This is a genomic window from Marinomonas aquiplantarum (assembly GCF_003314975.1).
Taxonomy (GTDB): Bacteria; Pseudomonadota; Gammaproteobacteria; order Pseudomonadales; family Marinomonadaceae; genus Marinomonas; species Marinomonas aquiplantarum.
Genome location: NZ_QNRF01000014.1, coordinates 47,499 through 65,503, shown reverse-complemented (window position 1 = coordinate 65,503; position 18,005 = coordinate 47,499). Strand labels below are relative to the sequence as shown.

Below are 18,005 nucleotides of genomic sequence, written 5' to 3'. Positions count from 1 at the left end.
TTTCGGTAAAACGTGACTTCTTCATAGATCGCTCCTGATGCATTGATCATAAAACTCTCTACTTAAAACCCCAATCATTTTTTGGGGGGATTACACCATCAAAGCGAGTTTTTTTATGATCTATACTGGGCAATCGATTCTATAAGCGTCGATGCGATAGACAAGGCATCTTGTCTCGACATTTTATCAAATCCGATTTGTGGATTTGCTGTACAAAGTAACCCGGCTCTTCGGACAAAGACAATTGTTTTTCACCGAAAGGCGAATATAGACTACTGTGCCCATATGTTTGACGTTTCTCATTATGCCAACCACATTGATTCACGCCCAATACAAAACATTGATTTTCTATCGCACGAGCCGCCAATAAAGTCGCCCAGTGAGCCTTACCAGTAACATAAGTAAACGCCGCAGGCACTAACAACAGTTCCGCACCCTGCTCTGAAAGCTGGCGATATAACTCTGGAAAACGCACATCATAACAAATACTTAAGCCAACTTTAAAACCATCAACATCTACTACTTTCGGCAGTAAATCACCCGGCTCAATCACTTCAGACTCTAGATAAGACCCTGCTTTGTCATCAACTGTGACATCAAACAAATGAATTTTATCGTACCTGTCCAGTAAGTCTCCATCCGGTCCAATCACCCATAAGGTTTGACGAACTCGTCCAGAAGGTACGGACTGACCCGATTCCGTCTGAATCGATGGATGCGAACCAATCACCAAATAAATATTCAACGTTTTGGCCAGTTCAGAAACCTCTGTCAGTATTTGTTGCTGAACATCAGATTCAGCAAGACGTCGCATGCCTTTTCCATCAAACAAAAAGACATTTTCTGGCAACACCACCAGACGAGCACCGTCTTTGGCAGCGGCCGAGACAAGACGCTTTACTTCTAAAAGATTTTCGTGCCATGCATTACTACTGGTCAATTGAATGGCGGCAACAGATAAGCTTTCCATTAATTATTCCTTTCTTTTGGCTTATAGCGAACTGGTGTCATTTCTGGCTCACTAAACGAGCCTTTCACCTTATATTGAACACTGGTTACTTTTGAAATTTGATCACCAATAAGCTTATCAGTAATAAACAATAAACCGGCTAATTGCGGCGTTCCCCAGATTAAGCCTGCTAAAGGCAAGGTGCCAGATATCGGGAAAGTAGCCGTCAAGGTTTCATCCAGCGTTTCATCAACAATATTAGCCGTACCGGACAAATACAATTCTGCCGTTGGAGAAATAATAGAAACCGGCTTTTTAGTGGTTAATACACCATCTTTCAATATCATTTCGCCCTTGAACTCATCATAGGTTAAACCTGGCTCATAAATATCAGAAAAATCCAGAGTCAAACGTCGACTCAATGCACCAACATTAAAAATACCCAATGCTTTCAAGAAAGCGGGCAACTCATCCACCTGACTGAAATTTCCATCTTCGGCTAAGAATCCAATACGCCCCGTCACTGACTCTCGGTCAAAATGGAATGGATGACCATGCCAGCTTAAGGCCACATTAATATTAAACGAATCTGATGACACAAAGGCTTCATCTGAGAATTTACCTGTCAACTCGGCTAGATCCTTACCTTTGGTGTTGACCATAAACTCAACGTTTGAGCTTGGTCCTGTATCCTGCCAAAACAAGCTGGCGTTAAAATTGCCCGTTTTCAGTTTGGTTGAAATAGGATCTATCCTCAAAGCGTCACCTTGTTGAGAGATTTTTAATTGCCAGTCACCATAAGGTTTATCATTTAAATACAACTCATCCACCGACAACGTCATATTTGGCACATCCTTCGCTGCAATTGGTGCTCGATCTACCTCATTCAGACCTGTTTCAGAAGCAGTATTTAGATCGCTATCAGCAGCAGAAAGCTCGTCCTCTTTTGCAAAACGCCAACTGAGGAAACCAAAATGTAAATCTGGCTGACCGTTACTATTTCTTAAAGCGAAGTTCACCTCATCAGCGTTCACCAACAACGCCTGATTTTGTGACCCGTCGTACCGAATCTTGAGGTTATTCCATTGGTTATTATCGTTTACATCAACCTGATCAATAATCAAATCGACCGTAGAAAGCCAAGCTGGAGGCCCTGATTCTGTCGGCTTAGATAACACTAACTCCTGATGCAAACCAAAAATAATGTCCTGCCAAGAAGACACCGCCAGATCGTCCAACGCACCTCGAACGACTAAGCCTTTCGGAATGCTCTGTGCGAAAGACATATCTTTCGTAGCGCTTAATAACAGCTCGCCACCCGTAAAACCAGTGCCCTGTATTAAAAAACGGCCTTTTGACAAATCATCATAATCAACATCCACCACCAGATCCTGCTCATGTTGCCTCAACTTAATATCAAGAGATTTACTGTCTGTGGCCACTTTACCAACCGGTGCCGGCAATGCTATTTCCACACCCTGCAGATCACTTTCAATGCTGAGATCCACCTGACCATCTTGCGATTGATTCACGGCTAATGTGCCACGATATTGAGTGGAGCCAGATACTTGCTCAATCACAGCATCAGGCAATTTGTGCCATCGAGCAATCATTTGCGGCTGCACCTCGCCCGAGAGGTCACCTAAAACAGACATGCCTTGTTCTGATTGCGTGGAAGATAAAGTAAGATGCGACTGACCACCAAATAACGTGGCAGTAAACTCAGACCCGAGCAAACCGTTTTCTGAGTCGTATTTGAGCTGACCTGTATCAATATCAAGACTCAAGCCAATATCCCCAATGGTCAACGGATTCTGAGCAAAGTCCACTTGTAAATCGATTTTAGGGCTAAGCGCTTCATTAAAGGGAATCGAAATGTCGAATTGACCACTTATATCACCCGTTAATTGCCAGTTTTCAAAAGGCTTTAACACTGAATCAGCCAACGGACTTGCAGACAACATAGAAAGTACATTCTTTGAATCTTCCTGCATGCCACCATTAATCTTTAACCAATCTGCCTCCCCATTCACAACCGGGACTGAGATAGCAAGATTTGAAACTGGCATGCTTTGCATCATAGCGGAATCGACTTGGACAAGAACGCCGGATTTATCCAATTCAAAATGTCCATTCACCTTTTCTGCAGTCGGCCAATTTTTATCAAAGGTTAAGGATAAATCACTGACGTCCATCTGAAGTCGAACATGAGAATCATAGTTATCGGACAAATTACTGTGTATTAGCAGGTCAAAACTCTCTACTTGACCGGCATTTGCAAAAGACTCTTTTAGCCATTGATTAAGGTCTTTATTGAGCACATTGGGCGGCACATAGGTCAAACGATCTACCACTGGAAGGTTATCACCATGCAAATCCAGTGCAATCCAGTCAGGCAGATCTTGACGAACCTCAAGGCGAAAACCGCCCTGTACATTTGCCCCATTTCGCTCGATCACTAAATCTTGCCCAGCGACCAAATAGATATCTTGTTGTTTTTGCCAGCGAACATAACCGGATACAGACTGAGTTAACCATGCATCATCATAAAGTTCATCAAACGCCAATTGACTATCATGACCAATGAAGTCGATGTAACCATTGGTATCCGATAAGCCAAACACAGCATCAATATTATTGGCTCTCGGTATGCCATTGTGCCCTTCAACAGACGCTGAGGCCAAATTGGTCACTAATTCAAAGTGAGGCTCATCACCCTTAAAGTCTAACGTTAAACGGCCGTTTTTAGCCATCCCTCGTGGTGCCAACCCTGATAAAATTTTAGACGCTCGAGTCTCTTCTGGTAAGAATTGTTGCGCTAAGCGATTCGCTAGTTCAAGATTGAGTTGGTCGTAAGATAAAGTTGCCCGACGAGTTATCTCTGACCAATTAAGCGCCAAATTGCTCTCAGTATAAGAGGCCCCATCCGCATCAACAAAGGTAAGACCTTTAACGTCTAATTTGACACTCGGCTTATCCAATTTAAGCTGCATAGTAGCCGCACCTGACACATGGTATTCCTCACCATTTTCAAAACCTAGCTGCAACGTCGTTGACGCTAATTGAGCGGAGACTTCTTTGCCGACCAAGGCATTTACCCAAACATTGCCACCAAAACGAGCGGATTTGAAGGCAGGAACAGTATCTGAAAACAGAGCCGAAACGGGTAAATCAATCATCGGCATTTCTATCTCAGCATTCACTCGATAATGCCCTAAAAAGCCCAACGGCTCTTCGATTCTGGCATTGACTTGAAAAGGCTCTTTGCCATCGTCCAAATAAAATGTTGAGGTTAGCAATGACTCAAATTGTTTTTGAAAGAGATAAATTTCAGGGAAGGAAACTCGATGGAAACCTAAGCGCTCACTGTGTAATTGTAAGCGGGCTTCTTGAATAGAAAAGTTTTTTTGAGCAGATAAATAACCCAACACCCTTTCTAAACCAATATCATCATTGGCTTGTTGCTTGGCTTCTGCGCCATTTAAACGCCATTGCCCATCTGTCTCCTGTAACGAAATAGAAGGCTGAACAAAACGAATATAGGTAAATTGAGGCTGCAAAGAGAGCAAAGAATGGATGGTATCAATGCGTACTTGCACTTCATCAATATCAATTGCAGGTGTGCCGTTCGCTGTCAATCGAAAGTCAGACACCGAAAAAATCGGATCGACACCCTCTAACGCACCATCCACTGGCCCCAAACTGACGGGATAGCCTGTGATTTGCGTCAGGTTACGCTCAATCTGAGGACGATAATTGTCCAAATACGGCAGCAAATAACCAACACTGGACGCAAACACAGCCAATATGACGGAAAATGTAACAAGCCCCCAAAAACAAAACAGGGTCAGCTTGCGGAATATCCAACTCATGTTAAAAAGCCATTCAATTAGCGAAGCACAACATCATATTGATCTTGCGTATACACAGAGTCAACCTGAAAGCGAATGGTTTTACCGATGAAAGCCTCTAATTCGGCTACGGCCGCACTTTCTTCGTCCAAGAATCGTTCCACCACAGAAGTAGATGCCAAGACAGTGTAAGTCTGTGAATCATAAGCCCGATCTGCGCGTAAAATCTCACGAAACACTTCATAGCAGACCGTTTCAGGCGTTTTCACCAAACCGCTGCCACGACAAGCTCGACAAGGCTCACACAAAGTCTGACCAAGGCTTTCACGGGTTCGCTTACGAGTCATTTCAACCAAACCAAGCTCAGATACACCGGTAATCTTGGTCTTCGCGTGATCAGTATCCAATACCTTTTCAAGCATACGTAGCACTTGGCGTTTATGCTCTTCATCTTCCATATCAATGAAGTCAATTATGATGATGCCACCAAGGTTTCTAAGCCTTAATTGACGACCAATGGCCGTGGCTGCTTCTAAGTTGGTTTTATAAATGGTTTCTTCAAGGTTTCGGCTACCAACAAACGCCCCAGTATTAACATCAATCGTGGTCATTGATTCAGTTTGTTCGACTAACAAATACCCACCCGACTTAAGCTGGACTTTACGATCTAAGGCTTTGTGTATCTCATCTTCAACACTGTATAGGTCAAAAATGGGACGCTCACCAGGATAATACTCAATCCGTCCAACCAACTCTGGAATAAAGTCATCCGCAAACGAACGCAATTTGGCATAATTCTCTTTTGAGTCTATGCGAATTTTTTCAGTTGTTAGGCTTACCAGGTCTCGCATGGTACGAAGGTGCAAAGGTAGATCTTCGTATATAACAGACGGGGCTTTTGCGTTTTTCATACGACGCTTTACGGATTGCCAAAGGCGTGTAAGGAACTTGATGTCCGCTAGAATCTCTTCCTCTCCCGCCCTTTCAGCCGCAGTTCGTAAAATATAACCACTGTTTTCGTCCGCATCAGTCAAGGCTTCAGAAACCAATTGCTTAAGACGATCACGCTCTTGCTCATCTTCAATGCGCTGGCTCACACCAACGTGAGATTGATCTGGCATGTAAACCAAATAACGCGACGGGATAGAAAGATGTGTGGTTAAGCGTGCGCCCTTGCTACTAATCGGGTCTTTTGTAACCTGCACAACCAATGACTGACCTTCTCGAAGGTAATCGCCAATTTGATCACTCGGATTCACCGCATCTCGGTCAGCCACTTCAGAAACATGAATAAACGCAGCTCGTTCTAAACCGATGTCGACAAAAGCTGCCTGCATTCCAGGCAAAACTCGAACCACTTTGCCCTGATAAATATTACCGACAATGCCTTTACGACTAGAGCGTTCAATATAAACTTCTTGCAATACCCCATTTTCAACGAGGGCAACTCGAATTTCCATGGGAGTGACATTAATGAGTACGTCTTCACTCATGAGACATCTCCTCTAAAGAATGAATTCCAAATTGTGACAACAGCTGCGCGCATTCAAACAAAGGCAAACCAACAACCGCCGAATAAGAGCCTTGCATTGACGCTACAAACACAGCGCCATGACCTTGAATCGCATAAGACCCTGCTTTATCTTGTGGCTCACCACTACGCCAGTACTGTTCAATTTCAAGATCCGAAATAGCCCGAAACGTCACATCTGTATTTACGCAGGTCGATACTTTATGCTCACCCGATAAATCCATAAGGCACAAAGACGTCATAACTTGATGACTTCGTCCAGATAACATTCGCAGCATTTGCTTTGCATCATCAAGATTAGCAGGCTTACCTAAAATTTTCTGATCGACCACCACACTGGTGTCTGACGCCACAAAAATAACAGAGGATTGGGTAGGAGCATGAAAAACAGAAGGGAATTTAGCGGCAGCAGCAATGGCCTTTTCTTCCGCCATTCTTAACACATAATCTTGTGGGGTTTCCTGAGCCTGTGGCGTCTCATCTATGTCTGCCGGTAGGACCTCAAACTCTCTCACTAAGAGACTTAACAGCTCTTTTCTTCTGGGGGAGGCCGAGGCCAATACAAGCATAAAATTGTCCTATTAAAATTATCTAATCGAGTAAATGCGCCGTACACTGCGTAGGATAATAAAAGACCAAGGCCATAAAAGCCCCGTCACAACAGCAGGCATAAAAATGAGCAAAGTAGGTTCAGCATAGCCTAAATAATGGTCAATCCAAAAGTCGACCAGCTGGTTCACACTCACTAAAACAGCAACAAAAACCCCTTGCTGCCAACGGTGATACATTCTCAGCCGCTGATAAAACAAAGCGCAAGTGTAGGAAATAATGACATAAGTTAATGAGTGCTGACCAATAATACCGCCTTGTAGTAAGTCTACCATTAACCCCAGAACCCAAGCTAAGCCAACACCAACTCGGAAAGGTAAGGCGATTACCCAATACAAGATTACCAGCAACGCCCATTCAGGGCGAAACCACAAAAACTCTTCTGGAAAAGGGATCGCCTCTAACATCAAAGCGGTTAACAAGGTAATCATAAAGACTACTAATGGTTTCATTATCGCCCTGCCCCAGATTTTTCAATTAACATGACATGTCGACTTCGGCCTAATTGAGCTAAAGGAACCACATCAACACTAGCGTAGGATTGACCAGACAATAATTTGACGCTTTTTACGACACCGACAGGGTAACCACGAGGAAAGCGTTTATCCAAACCAGACGTGGTTAATACATCGCCTTTTTTAATATCGATTGAACGAGGGACACTCAGCAGCTCCATGCGCTTCAAGTCTCCTGTTCCCTTGAGAATACCGCGAAAGCCGGTGCGGGCAAGCTGCACAGGAACAAAATGGCTGGCATCCGCAATCAGTAGTACACGACTACTGTAGGCGGCGGTTTCAATGACTTGGCCGAGCACACCAGTGGCGTCCAACACTGGCTGACCAACATAAGCGCCAGATGAGAAGCCTTTATCAATCATAATTCGATGGCTGTAGGCATTCTGATCGAAACCAATTACCTCAGCCATGACAATCTTTTCATCGACTCGTTGCGACGCATCAAGCAGTTCACGCAAACGCACGTTTTCAGCTTGTAATGACTCAAGTCGCTGTTGCTTACTGCGTAACACCAAAATCTCAGACAATAACGCCTGATTTTCTTTTACTAAACCTTCACGACTTTCTAGGTGTTCACCAGCCCAGTAAAAAATTTTCTTTGGCGCGTTTACCACTTCCTGTATCGGCGTCACAATTAGGCTCAAATACGGCCTAACCTGAGAAAATACAGCATAGCGGACATCAGCAACAATCATGACAATAGATAAGATAACAAGCACTACAAATCGAGCACTTGATATCTTACCGCCAAAAAGAAGCGAATTATTAATGTGAAGCTCCTAACCTTTACTCGTTATCAGCAGTAAATAGTTCAGAGGCATGCTTATCCATTAATTCCATTGCCATACCGCCACCGCGGGCAACACAAGTCAATGGATCATCCGCAATAATCACAGGCAAACCAGTTTCTTCACTGATTAAACGATCTAGCTCACGAAGCAAAGCACCACCACCGGTTAATACCAAACCCGTTTCGCCAATATCAGCAGCCAATTCTGGTGGAGATTGCTCTAACACACCTTTCACGGCTTGAACGATTTGCGCCAATGGCTCCTGTAGTGCTTCCAAAATTTCATTGCTGTTTAGAACGAATGAACGAGGAATACCTTCTGCAAGGTTTCGGCCACGAACATCAATCTGCAACTCTTCACCAGTCGCATATGCCATGCCGATTTCTTTCTTGATACGCTCAGCCGTAGCGTCACCAATCAAGCTACCATACTGACGACGTACATAAGTTGTAATCGCCTCATCAAAGCGGTCACCACCAACACGAATAGATTCCGATGTTACGATACCGTTTAGGGAAATAATGGCAATTTCAGTGGTACCACCACCGATGTCAATGACCATAGAACCTGATGCTTCTGCAACAGGAAGACCAGCACCAATCGCCGCAGCCATTGGCTCTTCAATAATATAAACTTCACGAGCACCTGCACCCAACGCAGATTCTTTAATGGCGCGTCGCTCTACTTGAGTAGATTTACAAGGTACACAAACCAATACACGTGGACTTGGTTTCAAAAAACTATTTTCGTGTACTTTTGAAATAAAGTACTGCAACATTTTTTCTGTTACATGGAAATCTGCAATGACACCATCTTTCATAGGGCGAATCGCAGTAATGTTACCAGGCGTACGACCTAACATGCGCTTAGCATCCGTTCCCACAGAAGCAACTGTCTTTTGGTTTCCGTTATGACGAATAGCAACCACGGAAGGCTCATCCAAAACAATTCCGCGATCACGAACGTAAATAAGGGTATTTGCCGTTCCTAGGTCAATAGACAAATCGCTTGAAAACATTCCCCTGATTTTCTTAAACATGAATTATTACACCCTAATAAATACGATACGAACAGCTACAAAATGTAACAATCACTCGACCAATGGGCAAGTAATTCCCGTCAAATAATAAAAAACTTCTGATGAATCAATCGAAAACCGCTTTATCCCCCCATGTTTTCAAATAAAACTCGGTTTTTCACTGAGTTAGCTTTATAGGCATGCAACTAAAGGATACAATCAGAGCATTTACGACAATCGAAAGAATCAGGTGGAACATGTCCATAGACAAACAAGACGTGCAGAAAATAGCACACTTGGCTCGCCTTGCCTTAACGGAGGCAGATGCCGAACAATATCAGCAATCACTTTCCAGCGTTTTATCTCTCGTTGAACAGATGCAATCCGTCAATACAGATGGTATCGAACCTTTATCCAATCCCCTTGAAATGACGCAGCGTTTACGTGATGACGTGGTAACAGAAGAGAATCGTCGTGACGATTTCTTAGCGAATGCACCGCAAACTGAAGCGGGCTTATTCCTTGTACCTAAAGTGATTGATTAAGAGAGACAAGCATGTTTGACCAAAGCATCTCGACTTTAGCCGCGCAATTGCGCAATAAAGACATTTCCAGCGTTGAATTAACACGCTACTTTTTAGACCGTATCGCTAAGCTTGATCCTCAGCTTAATAGCTACATCACGCTCAGTGAAGACGTTGCACTAAAACAAGCCGCTCATGCGGATACACAAATTCAACACGGCGATGCCAGCTTACTTACCGGCATCCCGATTGCTCACAAAGACTTATTTTGTACCGCTGGCACGCTAACCACCTGCGGCTCAAAAATGCTTAACAACTTCATTCCGCCATACGAGTCAACGGTTACTGGCCGATTACAGAATGCTGGCGCAGTCATGCTGGGTAAAACCAACATGGACGAATTTGCCATGGGCTCTTCAAATGAAAACAGCTATTACGGTGCGGTTAAAAACCCTTGGAACCTAGACACCGTTCCTGGAGGCTCTTCTGGTGGCTCTGCTGCAGCTGTAGCTGCGGGCTTAGCCATTGCTGCAACAGGCACTGACACTGGCGGATCCATTCGCCAACCGGCGTCATTCTGCGGCATCACAGGCTTGAAACCAACTTACGGTCGTGTATCTCGATTCGGCATGATTGCTTACGCTTCCAGCCTCGACCAAGCTGGCCCAATGGCTAAAAGCGCTGAAGACTGCGCACATATTATGCAGGCTATGGCCGGATTCGATGATAAAGATTCAACCTCATCTGAAACGCCGAACGATGATTACCTAAGCAACTTGAATGCTCCGCTAACTGGCTTAAAAATTGGCTTACCAAAAGAATATTTTGGTGACGGATTAGATGCTGGCGTGGCAGATGTCATCATGGCCGCTGTGAAAGAGTTCGAAAAACTTGGTGCAGAAGTCAAAGAGATTTCTCTACCAAATCTTAATTTGAGCATTCCATCTTACTATGTGATTGCACCATCTGAAGCCTCTTCCAACCTTTCACGCTTTGACGGTGTCCGTTTCGGCCACCGCTGTGAAGACCCGAAAGATTTGCTTGATATGTACATGCGCTCAAGAGCAGAAGGCTTTGGTCAAGAAGTTCAGAAGCGCATCATGGTTGGCACCTATGCTTTGTCTGAGGGCTATTACGATGCTTACTATTTGAAAGCACAAAAGATTCGTCGCCTAATCAAACAAGACTTCACCAATGCTCTACAGGAAGTCGATGTCATCATGGGCCCAGTTGCACCAACAACTGCCTTTGGCCTAGGCAGCAAAACGAACGACCCTGTCGCCATGTACTTAGAAGATATCTACACCTTGTCTGTCAACCTAGCAGGCATTCCTGCCATGTCTATTCCGGCAGGCTTCTCAAATAATATGCCTGTTGGTTTACAAATCATGGGCAACTACTTTGCCGAAGCCAAGCTATTGAACGTAGCACATCAATACCAGCAAAACACCGACTGGCATCGACAAACACCTGACATGGCAAAAGGAGCATAAAGATGAATTGGGAAGTTGTTATTGGTCTTGAGATTCATACCCAGCTCTCAACCAAATCGAAATTGTTTTCTGGTGCCGCGGTAGGCTTTGGTGCAGAACCAAACACCCAAACCACGCTAGTTGATCTCGGCATGCCAGGCGCACTACCAGTATTCAATAAAGAAGCATTGCGCATGGCGGTTATGTTTGGCCATGCGATCAATGCCGAAATTGGTATGACGTCCGTTTTTGCTCGTAAAAATTACTTTTACCCTGACCTTCCTAAAGGTTACCAAACCAGCCAAATGGACCACCCAATTGTTGGCAAAGGTTACTTAGACGTTACGCTTGATGACGGTACTACCTCACGTATTGGTATCACCCGTGCACACTTAGAAGAAGATGCGGGTAAATCTTTGCACGAAGACTTTCACGGCATGACAGGGATCGACTTGAACCGTTCCAGCACACCTTTGTTGGAGATTGTTTCTGAGCCAGACATTCGCTCTGCCAAAGAAGCCGTGGCTTATGTCAAAATGATTCACTCTATCGTCACTTATTTGGGCATTTGCGATGGCAACATGGCAGAAGGCTCAATGCGTTGTGACATCAACTTGTCCCTGCGCCCTAAAGGCCAAGAAGAGTATGGCACTCGAACGGAAATAAAGAACGTAAATTCATTCCGCTTTATCGAAAAAGCCATCTACACAGAGATCGAGCGCCAATCAGACATCTTAGAAGATGGCGGCAAGATCGTTCAGGAAACACGCCTGTACGATCCTGAGAAAAACGAAACTCGTAGCATGCGTTCAAAAGAGGACGCTAACGACTACCGTTACTTCCCTTGCCCAGATTTGCTACCGATTGAATTAACAGAAGACTACGTTGAAGAAATTCGACAGACATTACCAGAGCTACCCTCTCAAAAAGCGGTTCGCTTCCAAAGTGAATACAAATTGAGTGAATACGATGCAAATGTTCTGTCCTCTTCACGCGCTATGGCCGATTACTTCGAAACGGCTAATAGCCAAGTTAAAGATGCGAAATTAACGGCCAACTGGGTAATGGGTGAGCTCAGCAAAACCCTTAACCAGGAACAGCTTGATATCGCACAATCCACAGTGTCAGCGGAAGCGTTTGGTGAACTATTGATTCGCATTAAAGACAATACAATCAATGGTAAAACAGCCAAAGACGTCTTTCAGGCGATGTGGCTAGGCGAAGGCTCTGCAGATCAAATCATTGACGCCAAAGGTCTAAAACAAGTCACCGACACAGGCGCCATTGAAAGCATGATCCAAACTATTATGGATGCCAACCAAGCTCAGGTGGAGCAATATCGTGCTGCAGATGAAGACAAACAGAAGAAAATGATTGGCTTCTTTGTTGGTCAAGTCATGAAAGCTTCGCAAGGCAAAGCCAACCCAGGGATCGTCAACCCTATCTTGGCCAAAATGCTGAAAGGGTAATATTTCACCCTACTTTAAAAACAAAAACGCCGCTCATAATGAGCGGCGTTTTTATTGCTCGCTTGTAATATTAATCTGTGACGATTTGATTACGCCCAAGACGTTTCGCCTCATACAGATTGTCATCGGCAATTTTTATCGCCTTCTCTAACGAGTCAAAATCCTTTCCACACACACCAATACTGCATGTCACTTTAATCTTAGCCTCGGTAAACTCTTTTTCACGAATTTCCTGTAAGAAACGCTCTAGCTTAGGCATTAATTCCGCCACCGACTCATTGGCAGCAATACAAAACTCTTCGCCACCAAAACGACATGCAAGCAACCCCGGAAAGTGCGTCATCACCTCCTGACCAACCGCTTTCAACAGATCGTCTCCTACCACATGACCATAGGTATCATTAACTTGTTTAAAATGATCTAAATCCAACATAGCGAGAGAAGCATTGGGAATGGATTTACGGAACATTCTTTCACCATCATCAAACAAGTAACGACGATTTTTTAACTTGGTCAGAGGATCGATGTTCGCTAACTCACGAATGGTTTCTAACATTTCTTGAGCTTCCAGGTTATGCACTACTCGGCAATGGAACTCTTCATGGTAAAACGGCTTCTTCAGAAAGTCATTCGCCCCGGCTTTAATAAACTTAGCCGACAATGAATTGTCTCCTTCCGCTGACAACCCAATAATCACCAAATCTTGGAAGCGCGCATTATGACGAAGCATACGCACCAAATCATAGCCATTAATATGCGGCATATTATAATCTGTGATGAGCATACGAATACTGTCGTCTGACTCCAATTTCGCCAACGCCTCTTGCCCATCTTCAGCTTCTATGACATTAAAGCGATATTGCTCTAGCAATATCTTAATAAACAGTCGGCTGGTCGAAGAATCTTCCGCCACCAAAACTTTTACATTTTGATTTTTTCTTAGCCGCTCAACCACCTTGATAACATGATTAAACGAATAACGACTGTCTTTGGTGATGTAATCCAACACCCCTTTATTCAGCAAACTTAATCGTTGATCGTCATCAAAATTACCCGTTAATACAACACAAGGAATATGATGGGACAGAACCAAATCGACAATTTCGCCATTTTCAGCATCAGGCAAATTCAAATCAACTATGGCCGCAAAAAACTCCCCCTCCGACGCTTCAATTTTTGCCTGCGCTTCTTGATAATTTGAGCACAGTACAGGTATGAAATTAGGGGTTTGAGACAACAAATGATTCAGTACCTTTAAGACAACGGGGCTATCTTCTACCACTAACACCTTGAACTCATCGGACATCATCAATCTACCTACTCCAAACGACACACAAATTTTCACTTAATTTTTTGATTATCCCCTATGACCCGACATTGCGATACTCTAAAATAGTGGTACAGGGTATCAATTTGTAAACACTCCCATATCTTTACACTATCCAGTTACAATACAGGATGCTAAACATGCAATGTCGGTCTGGATGCGGTGCTTGCTGCACAGCACCATCTATTAGCTCAGCCATACCCGGCATGCCAAATGGCAAAGCGGCAGGTGAAACCTGCGTCCAACTCCTAGAGGATTTCCGCTGCGCCATTTTTAATGATCCAGCCAGACCAAAAGTTTGCGCTAGTTTTATGCCCGATGAAGACATTTGTGGCAATTCAAGAGAAGAGGCGTTAACCATTATCTCCATCTTAGAAAATGATACCGCTTATTTAAAGAGTTCACCGTCAAGGAAAACCATATGAAATCCCTAAAGCAGTTTGTTCCTGTTTTCTGCCTAGGCTTACTTTTAAGCGCTTGCTCCTCTCAAAGCAACAAACCACAATTCGTAATAGAACCTCCCAGCGAGGCGCAAATTGCCACCAGTGTCAAAGAGCAAGTTTCTTTAACACTCAATGCTTTTACACCTGTTGCTGGTCAAGCGTTACCTAACAACACCGTGTTAACCGCTTATAAAGCGAGAGGTTATGAACCTGTTTGGATCAAAGATAAGACCATCGACATGTCCATCTATAAACTAGTCGACATTCTACAAGATTCCCATACACACGGTCTTAATCCGATTCATTACCATACCGATATCATCAAAAACTACCTTGAACTGAAGCAGCCAAGCTCACAACAACTTGCTGAAATGGACGTCATCGCCACCATTGCTCTCACCAGTTATGCTCATGATTTAAGCAATGGCCGCTATGAACCTCTATTAATTGATCCAAACTGGCAACTAGACGCCCCAAACAACAATTGGAAAGATTTACTGTATCTTGATTCCGCTGCCAGCATGGTCAATTCTTTGCCCTTGCTCGCGCCACGCAGTCCACAGTATCAAGTGTTACAGAAATGGTTAGTGTATTATCAAGACTTGGCCGCCAAAGAAAAAGACATCCTAGTGGAAGCTGGTGTGCCACTCTCACTTGGCGACGAAGGACCGCGTGTTGCCCAACTGAGAGCCAGACTGGTTCAACTCGGTGACATTCGCTTTTCCACTCGTAAAGTACAGGAAGACAGGTTTGACTCTCGATTGAAAAAAGCGCTACAAAACTTCCAGCGTCGTCATCACCTGATCGCAGATGGGGCCGCTGGGTCAAAAACCATTGAAATGCTCAATGTGTCATTGACTACTCGCGCCAAACAGATTGCTTACAACCTAGAAAGATGGCGCTGGCTACCAAGCGAATTAGAAGCCAATCGTATCTGGGTTGATTTAACCAATTACACTGTCGATATGCATCTTAATGGTGAGCTAACATCGATGAAGGTAGTCATTGGTAAAGCAGAGCGAAAAACACCTGTCTTTAAAGGCCTAATGACCTATATGGTAACCAATCCAACTTGGCGAGTGCCCCACCGCATCGCCAGAGAAAACTTATTACCTAAACTGCAATCAGATCCGAATTATCTGATCAAGCATGGCTATAAACTCTACTCAAGCTGGGGTATTGGCGCAAAAGAGTTGGATTCTACAAAAATCGATTGGAAAAACATTAATCCGGAAAAACTCGCATATCGCTTTGAACAAGAACCAGACGAAGGCAATGCGCTGGGCCAATTCAAGTTTATGTTCCCAAATAAAAACGAAATCTACTTGCATGACACGCCAGCAAAACACTTGTTTAGAGAAAGAAACAGAGCCTTTAGCTCAGGCTGTGTTCGCCTAGAAGACCCACACGAGTTCGCCAAGCAAATCACTAAAGGCTCCAAGTCTTATAATGAAATGCTCAACAAGCTGAAAAATAACTCAAACAGTGTGGTGTCATTACCAAGCTACATTCCGGTTTATCTGGTGTACTTTACCGTTGTACCAAACGCCAATGGCATGCCGGAATTCCGCAACGATGTATATCAACGAGACGACCTAATGGAAGAAGCAATGGGCTACGTTGCTTTTCAAGCGAACGAATCCATCTAATCAAAAAAAACGCGAGTAAGAAGCAACCCTTACTCGCGTTTTTTTATTCTACTACACCAACGTCGCGCTACTTTACCATGACGCAGACCGTCACCTCTTCACGATCATGATATAAATGCTTAACTTGATATTCATATCTAACCTTGGCCTTTTTCAACAAAGATTCCATATTAGCTAAACACAAACTGACTTCTTGGTAACGTTTTTTCATTGGCAATTTTAAATTGAAAACCGCACGACGGGTAAAGCCTTTTGCCAACCAATTGGCCATCAAATCCGCTACTTTGACTGGCCTTTCCACCATGTCACATACTAACCAATCGACTGTTTGCGGTGGCTCAAACTTAAAACCATCTGCTTTTTCATGTTGCACCAAACCAGTCGACATGAGCTCTTTTTGCATCGGACCATTATCAACCGCGATAACATGAATACCACGTTTCACAAATTGATAAGTCCAGCCACCGGGTGCCGCCCCAAGATCCACCGCCGTCATACCTTCGATCAGATCATCTTGAAGCGTCTGTTGCGGCACAAATTGAAGAAAAGCTTCTTCTAACTTTAGGGTTGAACGACTTGGTCCTGCCGCCGGAAAACGCAAACGTCGAATGCCCATAGGAAACTCGCTACGGCAAGCCGCATAAGACACCCCGAGGTAAGCGGATTGCCCATCTAACATAAACACATGATGACGAACACCAACGGCTTTTTTTCTCAATACACCTGATCGCTTCCAACCTTCTCGTAAAGGCTTATCCAATTTCTTAATGAGCCCTGAGAGTGACTTAGCTTCATTCGTATCTGCCGTCTCGATGCAAATTTCCTCAGCCAAAGGCAGCTCTCTAGCAGCCTCCAGTAAGGATTCGACTCGACCACCCTGCTCTAAAGAAATAAGATCATTTGCCGCGATAATCTGGCGGGCAAATATAATACGATTAAAATTCAACTGCTGAATCAAGCTTTCACCAGCATCTTCTTGTTCGAAGCAAAACACCACATAGCCAGAATTTGCTTCTAATTTAGCGTAACCATAAAAGCCCTTACTGGCAGCCAGATCAGACAACTCAGCAGCACAATCTTTCTCAAAACCAGATCGGCAATAGGCAATAATATTTTTCATTCAACTTCCTTCTCGGTCAGACAAGTCTAACCAAGTCTTAATTAATGTTTGGTTTGTGGCCACTTCAGTTTAGCTTCAACAAAGTGATTCACCACGTGATCCAATAAAATCGGACTAAAGTGCTCTCCTAGAGAAGGAGCCACTTGATAACAAACAGACTCGCCACGCCATTCAAATGCGATCGAATAAGCATGCAAATACCCTCGATCCGACGCACCACCACCATATCGTTCATCACCTAGAATAGGCGCTGCAACACTTTTTAATGCCACACGAATCTGATGTGTTTTCCCCGTCAGGGGTCTAAGCCAAAACAGTCTTTTGCCTTCTACATAACTCGAAAAAAACTGGGTTACAGCGAGGTTATTTTTTTCTTTTGTCAGTTTCCACTGACCTCTACGACTGACCTGCATACCGCCGCTAATTGTACCTTGTTTTTTATTTGGTTTGCGCAGTGACAAGGCAAGATAGCGTTTTTCCATTTTATGTTGGCGAAATAATTCTCCAAACAGCGTCGCGGCTTCTTTAGTACAAGCCACCAGCAATATTCCCGATGTCATTTTGTCCAGCCGATGAACAGGGTAAAAATCACAATCTGGATAATCCTTATGCAAGGATTCCATAACACCCATGGATTCAGACTCAGCATGAAAACTCATTCCGGCTGGTTTTTCGATCACCCAGTAATCCACACAAGTATGTATTATTTTGAGCAAGAAAGACCTCTCTCAGTATTC

Annotated in this window: 15 protein-coding genes; 5 read left to right on the top strand and 10 right to left on the bottom strand. The window is 44.0% G+C overall.

The window, feature by feature from the left end; translation table 11 throughout:
* Positions 1-139: 139 nt before the first annotated feature.
* The 7 genes from DFP76_RS17050 to DFP76_RS17020 form a co-directional block, all read right to left on the bottom strand.
* A complete protein-coding gene (locus DFP76_RS17050; RefSeq protein ID WP_113875762.1) occupies positions 140-970 on the bottom strand; it encodes a carbon-nitrogen hydrolase family protein in 831 nt (276 codons plus the stop codon).
* Positions 970-4,821, bottom strand: a complete 3,852-nt coding sequence (locus tag DFP76_RS17045) for a YhdP family protein (RefSeq protein ID WP_113875761.1) — start codon at positions 4,819-4,821, stop codon at positions 970-972. Before DFP76_RS17045 ends, DFP76_RS17050 begins: the two co-directional genes overlap by 1 nt.
* Positions 4,822-4,838: 17 nt before the next feature.
* Positions 4,839-6,293 (bottom strand): ribonuclease G, encoded by a 1,455-nt coding sequence (gene rng / locus DFP76_RS17040; protein ID WP_113875760.1) that lies wholly within the window; start codon positions 6,291-6,293, stop codon positions 4,839-4,841.
* A complete protein-coding gene (locus DFP76_RS17035; protein ID WP_113875759.1) occupies positions 6,286-6,900 on the bottom strand; it encodes a Maf family protein in 615 nt (204 codons plus the stop codon). The genes rng and DFP76_RS17035 overlap by 8 nt, the downstream gene beginning before the upstream one ends.
* A gap of 18 nt (positions 6,901-6,918) precedes the next feature.
* Entirely contained in the window at positions 6,919-7,392 is a 474-nt protein-coding gene (gene mreD / locus DFP76_RS17030) for a rod shape-determining protein MreD (RefSeq protein WP_063333318.1), read from the bottom strand.
* The gene (gene mreC, locus DFP76_RS17025; RefSeq protein ID WP_245931965.1) at positions 7,392-8,174 is read right to left on the bottom strand and encodes a rod shape-determining protein MreC; all 783 of its coding nucleotides are present in this window, start codon (positions 8,172-8,174) and stop codon (positions 7,392-7,394) included. The genes mreD and mreC overlap by 1 nt, the downstream gene beginning before the upstream one ends.
* Positions 8,175-8,241: 67 nt before the next feature.
* Positions 8,242-9,285: a rod shape-determining protein gene (locus DFP76_RS17020; protein ID WP_063333319.1), complete on the bottom strand. Its 1,044-nt coding sequence runs from the start codon at positions 9,283-9,285 to the stop codon at positions 8,242-8,244.
* 236 nt (positions 9,286-9,521) lie between these two features.
* On the opposite strand from DFP76_RS17020, the gene gatC reads away from it, so the two are divergent.
* The 3 genes from gatC to gatB are packed head-to-tail and all read left to right on the top strand — an operon-like array spanning position 9,522 to position 12,729.
* The gene (gene gatC, locus DFP76_RS17015) at positions 9,522-9,809 is read left to right on the top strand and encodes an Asp-tRNA(Asn)/Glu-tRNA(Gln) amidotransferase subunit GatC (protein WP_113875757.1); all 288 of its coding nucleotides are present in this window, start codon (positions 9,522-9,524) and stop codon (positions 9,807-9,809) included.
* Between the two features lie 11 nt (positions 9,810-9,820).
* Entirely contained in the window at positions 9,821-11,281 is a 1,461-nt protein-coding gene (gene gatA, locus DFP76_RS17010) for an Asp-tRNA(Asn)/Glu-tRNA(Gln) amidotransferase subunit GatA (protein ID WP_113875756.1), read from the top strand.
* Between the two features lie 2 nt (positions 11,282-11,283).
* Complete coding sequence (gene gatB, locus DFP76_RS17005) at positions 11,284-12,729, top strand: Asp-tRNA(Asn)/Glu-tRNA(Gln) amidotransferase subunit GatB (protein WP_113875755.1); 1,446 nt, start codon at positions 11,284-11,286, stop codon at positions 12,727-12,729.
* Between the two features lie 70 nt (positions 12,730-12,799).
* On the opposite strand, the gene DFP76_RS17000 is transcribed toward gatB, so the two are convergent.
* Positions 12,800-14,038, bottom strand: coding sequence for a GGDEF domain-containing response regulator (locus tag DFP76_RS17000; protein WP_113875754.1), 1,239 nt, complete (start codon positions 14,036-14,038; stop codon positions 12,800-12,802).
* A 149-nt stretch (positions 14,039-14,187) separates the two neighbouring features.
* Between DFP76_RS17000 and DFP76_RS18300 the strand changes: the two genes are divergently transcribed.
* On the top strand, positions 14,188-14,481 hold the full coding sequence (locus DFP76_RS18300) for a YkgJ family cysteine cluster protein (RefSeq protein ID WP_425451764.1): 294 nt from the start codon (positions 14,188-14,190) through the stop codon (positions 14,479-14,481).
* Positions 14,478-16,148 (top strand): L,D-transpeptidase family protein, encoded by a 1,671-nt coding sequence (locus DFP76_RS16990; protein ID WP_113875752.1) that lies wholly within the window; start codon positions 14,478-14,480, stop codon positions 16,146-16,148. Before DFP76_RS18300 ends, DFP76_RS16990 begins: the two co-directional genes overlap by 4 nt.
* A gap of 67 nt (positions 16,149-16,215) precedes the next feature.
* Here the strand turns inward: DFP76_RS16990 and rlmM are convergent, their stop codons facing one another.
* Positions 16,216-17,268, bottom strand: a complete 1,053-nt coding sequence (rlmM, locus tag DFP76_RS16985) for a 23S rRNA (cytidine(2498)-2'-O)-methyltransferase RlmM (RefSeq protein ID WP_113875751.1) — start codon at positions 17,266-17,268, stop codon at positions 16,216-16,218.
* 41 nt (positions 17,269-17,309) lie between these two features.
* On the bottom strand, positions 17,310-17,948 hold the full coding sequence (locus DFP76_RS16980) for a pseudouridine synthase (protein WP_245931964.1): 639 nt from the start codon (positions 17,946-17,948) through the stop codon (positions 17,310-17,312).
* Positions 17,949-18,005: the final 57 nt, after the last annotated feature.

What these genes read in the sequence shown, in the direction of transcription:
- gatA (WP_113875756.1), top strand. Translation starts at nt 9,821, where the DNA reads ATGTTTGACCAAAGCATCTCGACTTTAGCCGCGCAATTGCGCAATAAA.
- rlmM (WP_113875751.1), bottom strand. Translation starts at nt 17,268, where the DNA reads ATGAAAAATATTATTGCCTATTGCCGATCTGGTTTTGAGAAAGATTGT.
- DFP76_RS17000 (WP_113875754.1), bottom strand. Translation starts at nt 14,038, where the DNA reads ATGATGTCCGATGAGTTCAAGGTGTTAGTGGTAGAAGATAGCCCCGTT.
- DFP76_RS18300 (WP_425451764.1), top strand. Translation starts at nt 14,188, where the DNA reads ATGCTAAACATGCAATGTCGGTCTGGATGCGGTGCTTGCTGCACAGCA.
- mreD (WP_063333318.1), bottom strand. Translation starts at nt 7,392, where the DNA reads ATGAAACCATTAGTAGTCTTTATGATTACCTTGTTAACCGCTTTGATG.
- DFP76_RS17020 (WP_063333319.1), bottom strand. Translation starts at nt 9,285, where the DNA reads ATGTTTAAGAAAATCAGGGGAATGTTTTCAAGCGATTTGTCTATTGAC.
- rng (WP_113875760.1), bottom strand. Translation starts at nt 6,293, where the DNA reads ATGAGTGAAGACGTACTCATTAATGTCACTCCCATGGAAATTCGAGTT.
- DFP76_RS16990 (WP_113875752.1), top strand. Translation starts at nt 14,478, where the DNA reads ATGAAATCCCTAAAGCAGTTTGTTCCTGTTTTCTGCCTAGGCTTACTT.
- DFP76_RS17050 (WP_113875762.1), bottom strand. Translation starts at nt 970, where the DNA reads ATGGAAAGCTTATCTGTTGCCGCCATTCAATTGACCAGTAGTAATGCA.
- gatC (WP_113875757.1), top strand. Translation starts at nt 9,522, where the DNA reads ATGTCCATAGACAAACAAGACGTGCAGAAAATAGCACACTTGGCTCGC.
- DFP76_RS17035 (WP_113875759.1), bottom strand. Translation starts at nt 6,900, where the DNA reads ATGCTTGTATTGGCCTCGGCCTCCCCCAGAAGAAAAGAGCTGTTAAGT.
- DFP76_RS17045 (WP_113875761.1), bottom strand. Translation starts at nt 4,821, where the DNA reads ATGAGTTGGATATTCCGCAAGCTGACCCTGTTTTGTTTTTGGGGGCTT.
- gatB (WP_113875755.1), top strand. Translation starts at nt 11,284, where the DNA reads ATGAATTGGGAAGTTGTTATTGGTCTTGAGATTCATACCCAGCTCTCA.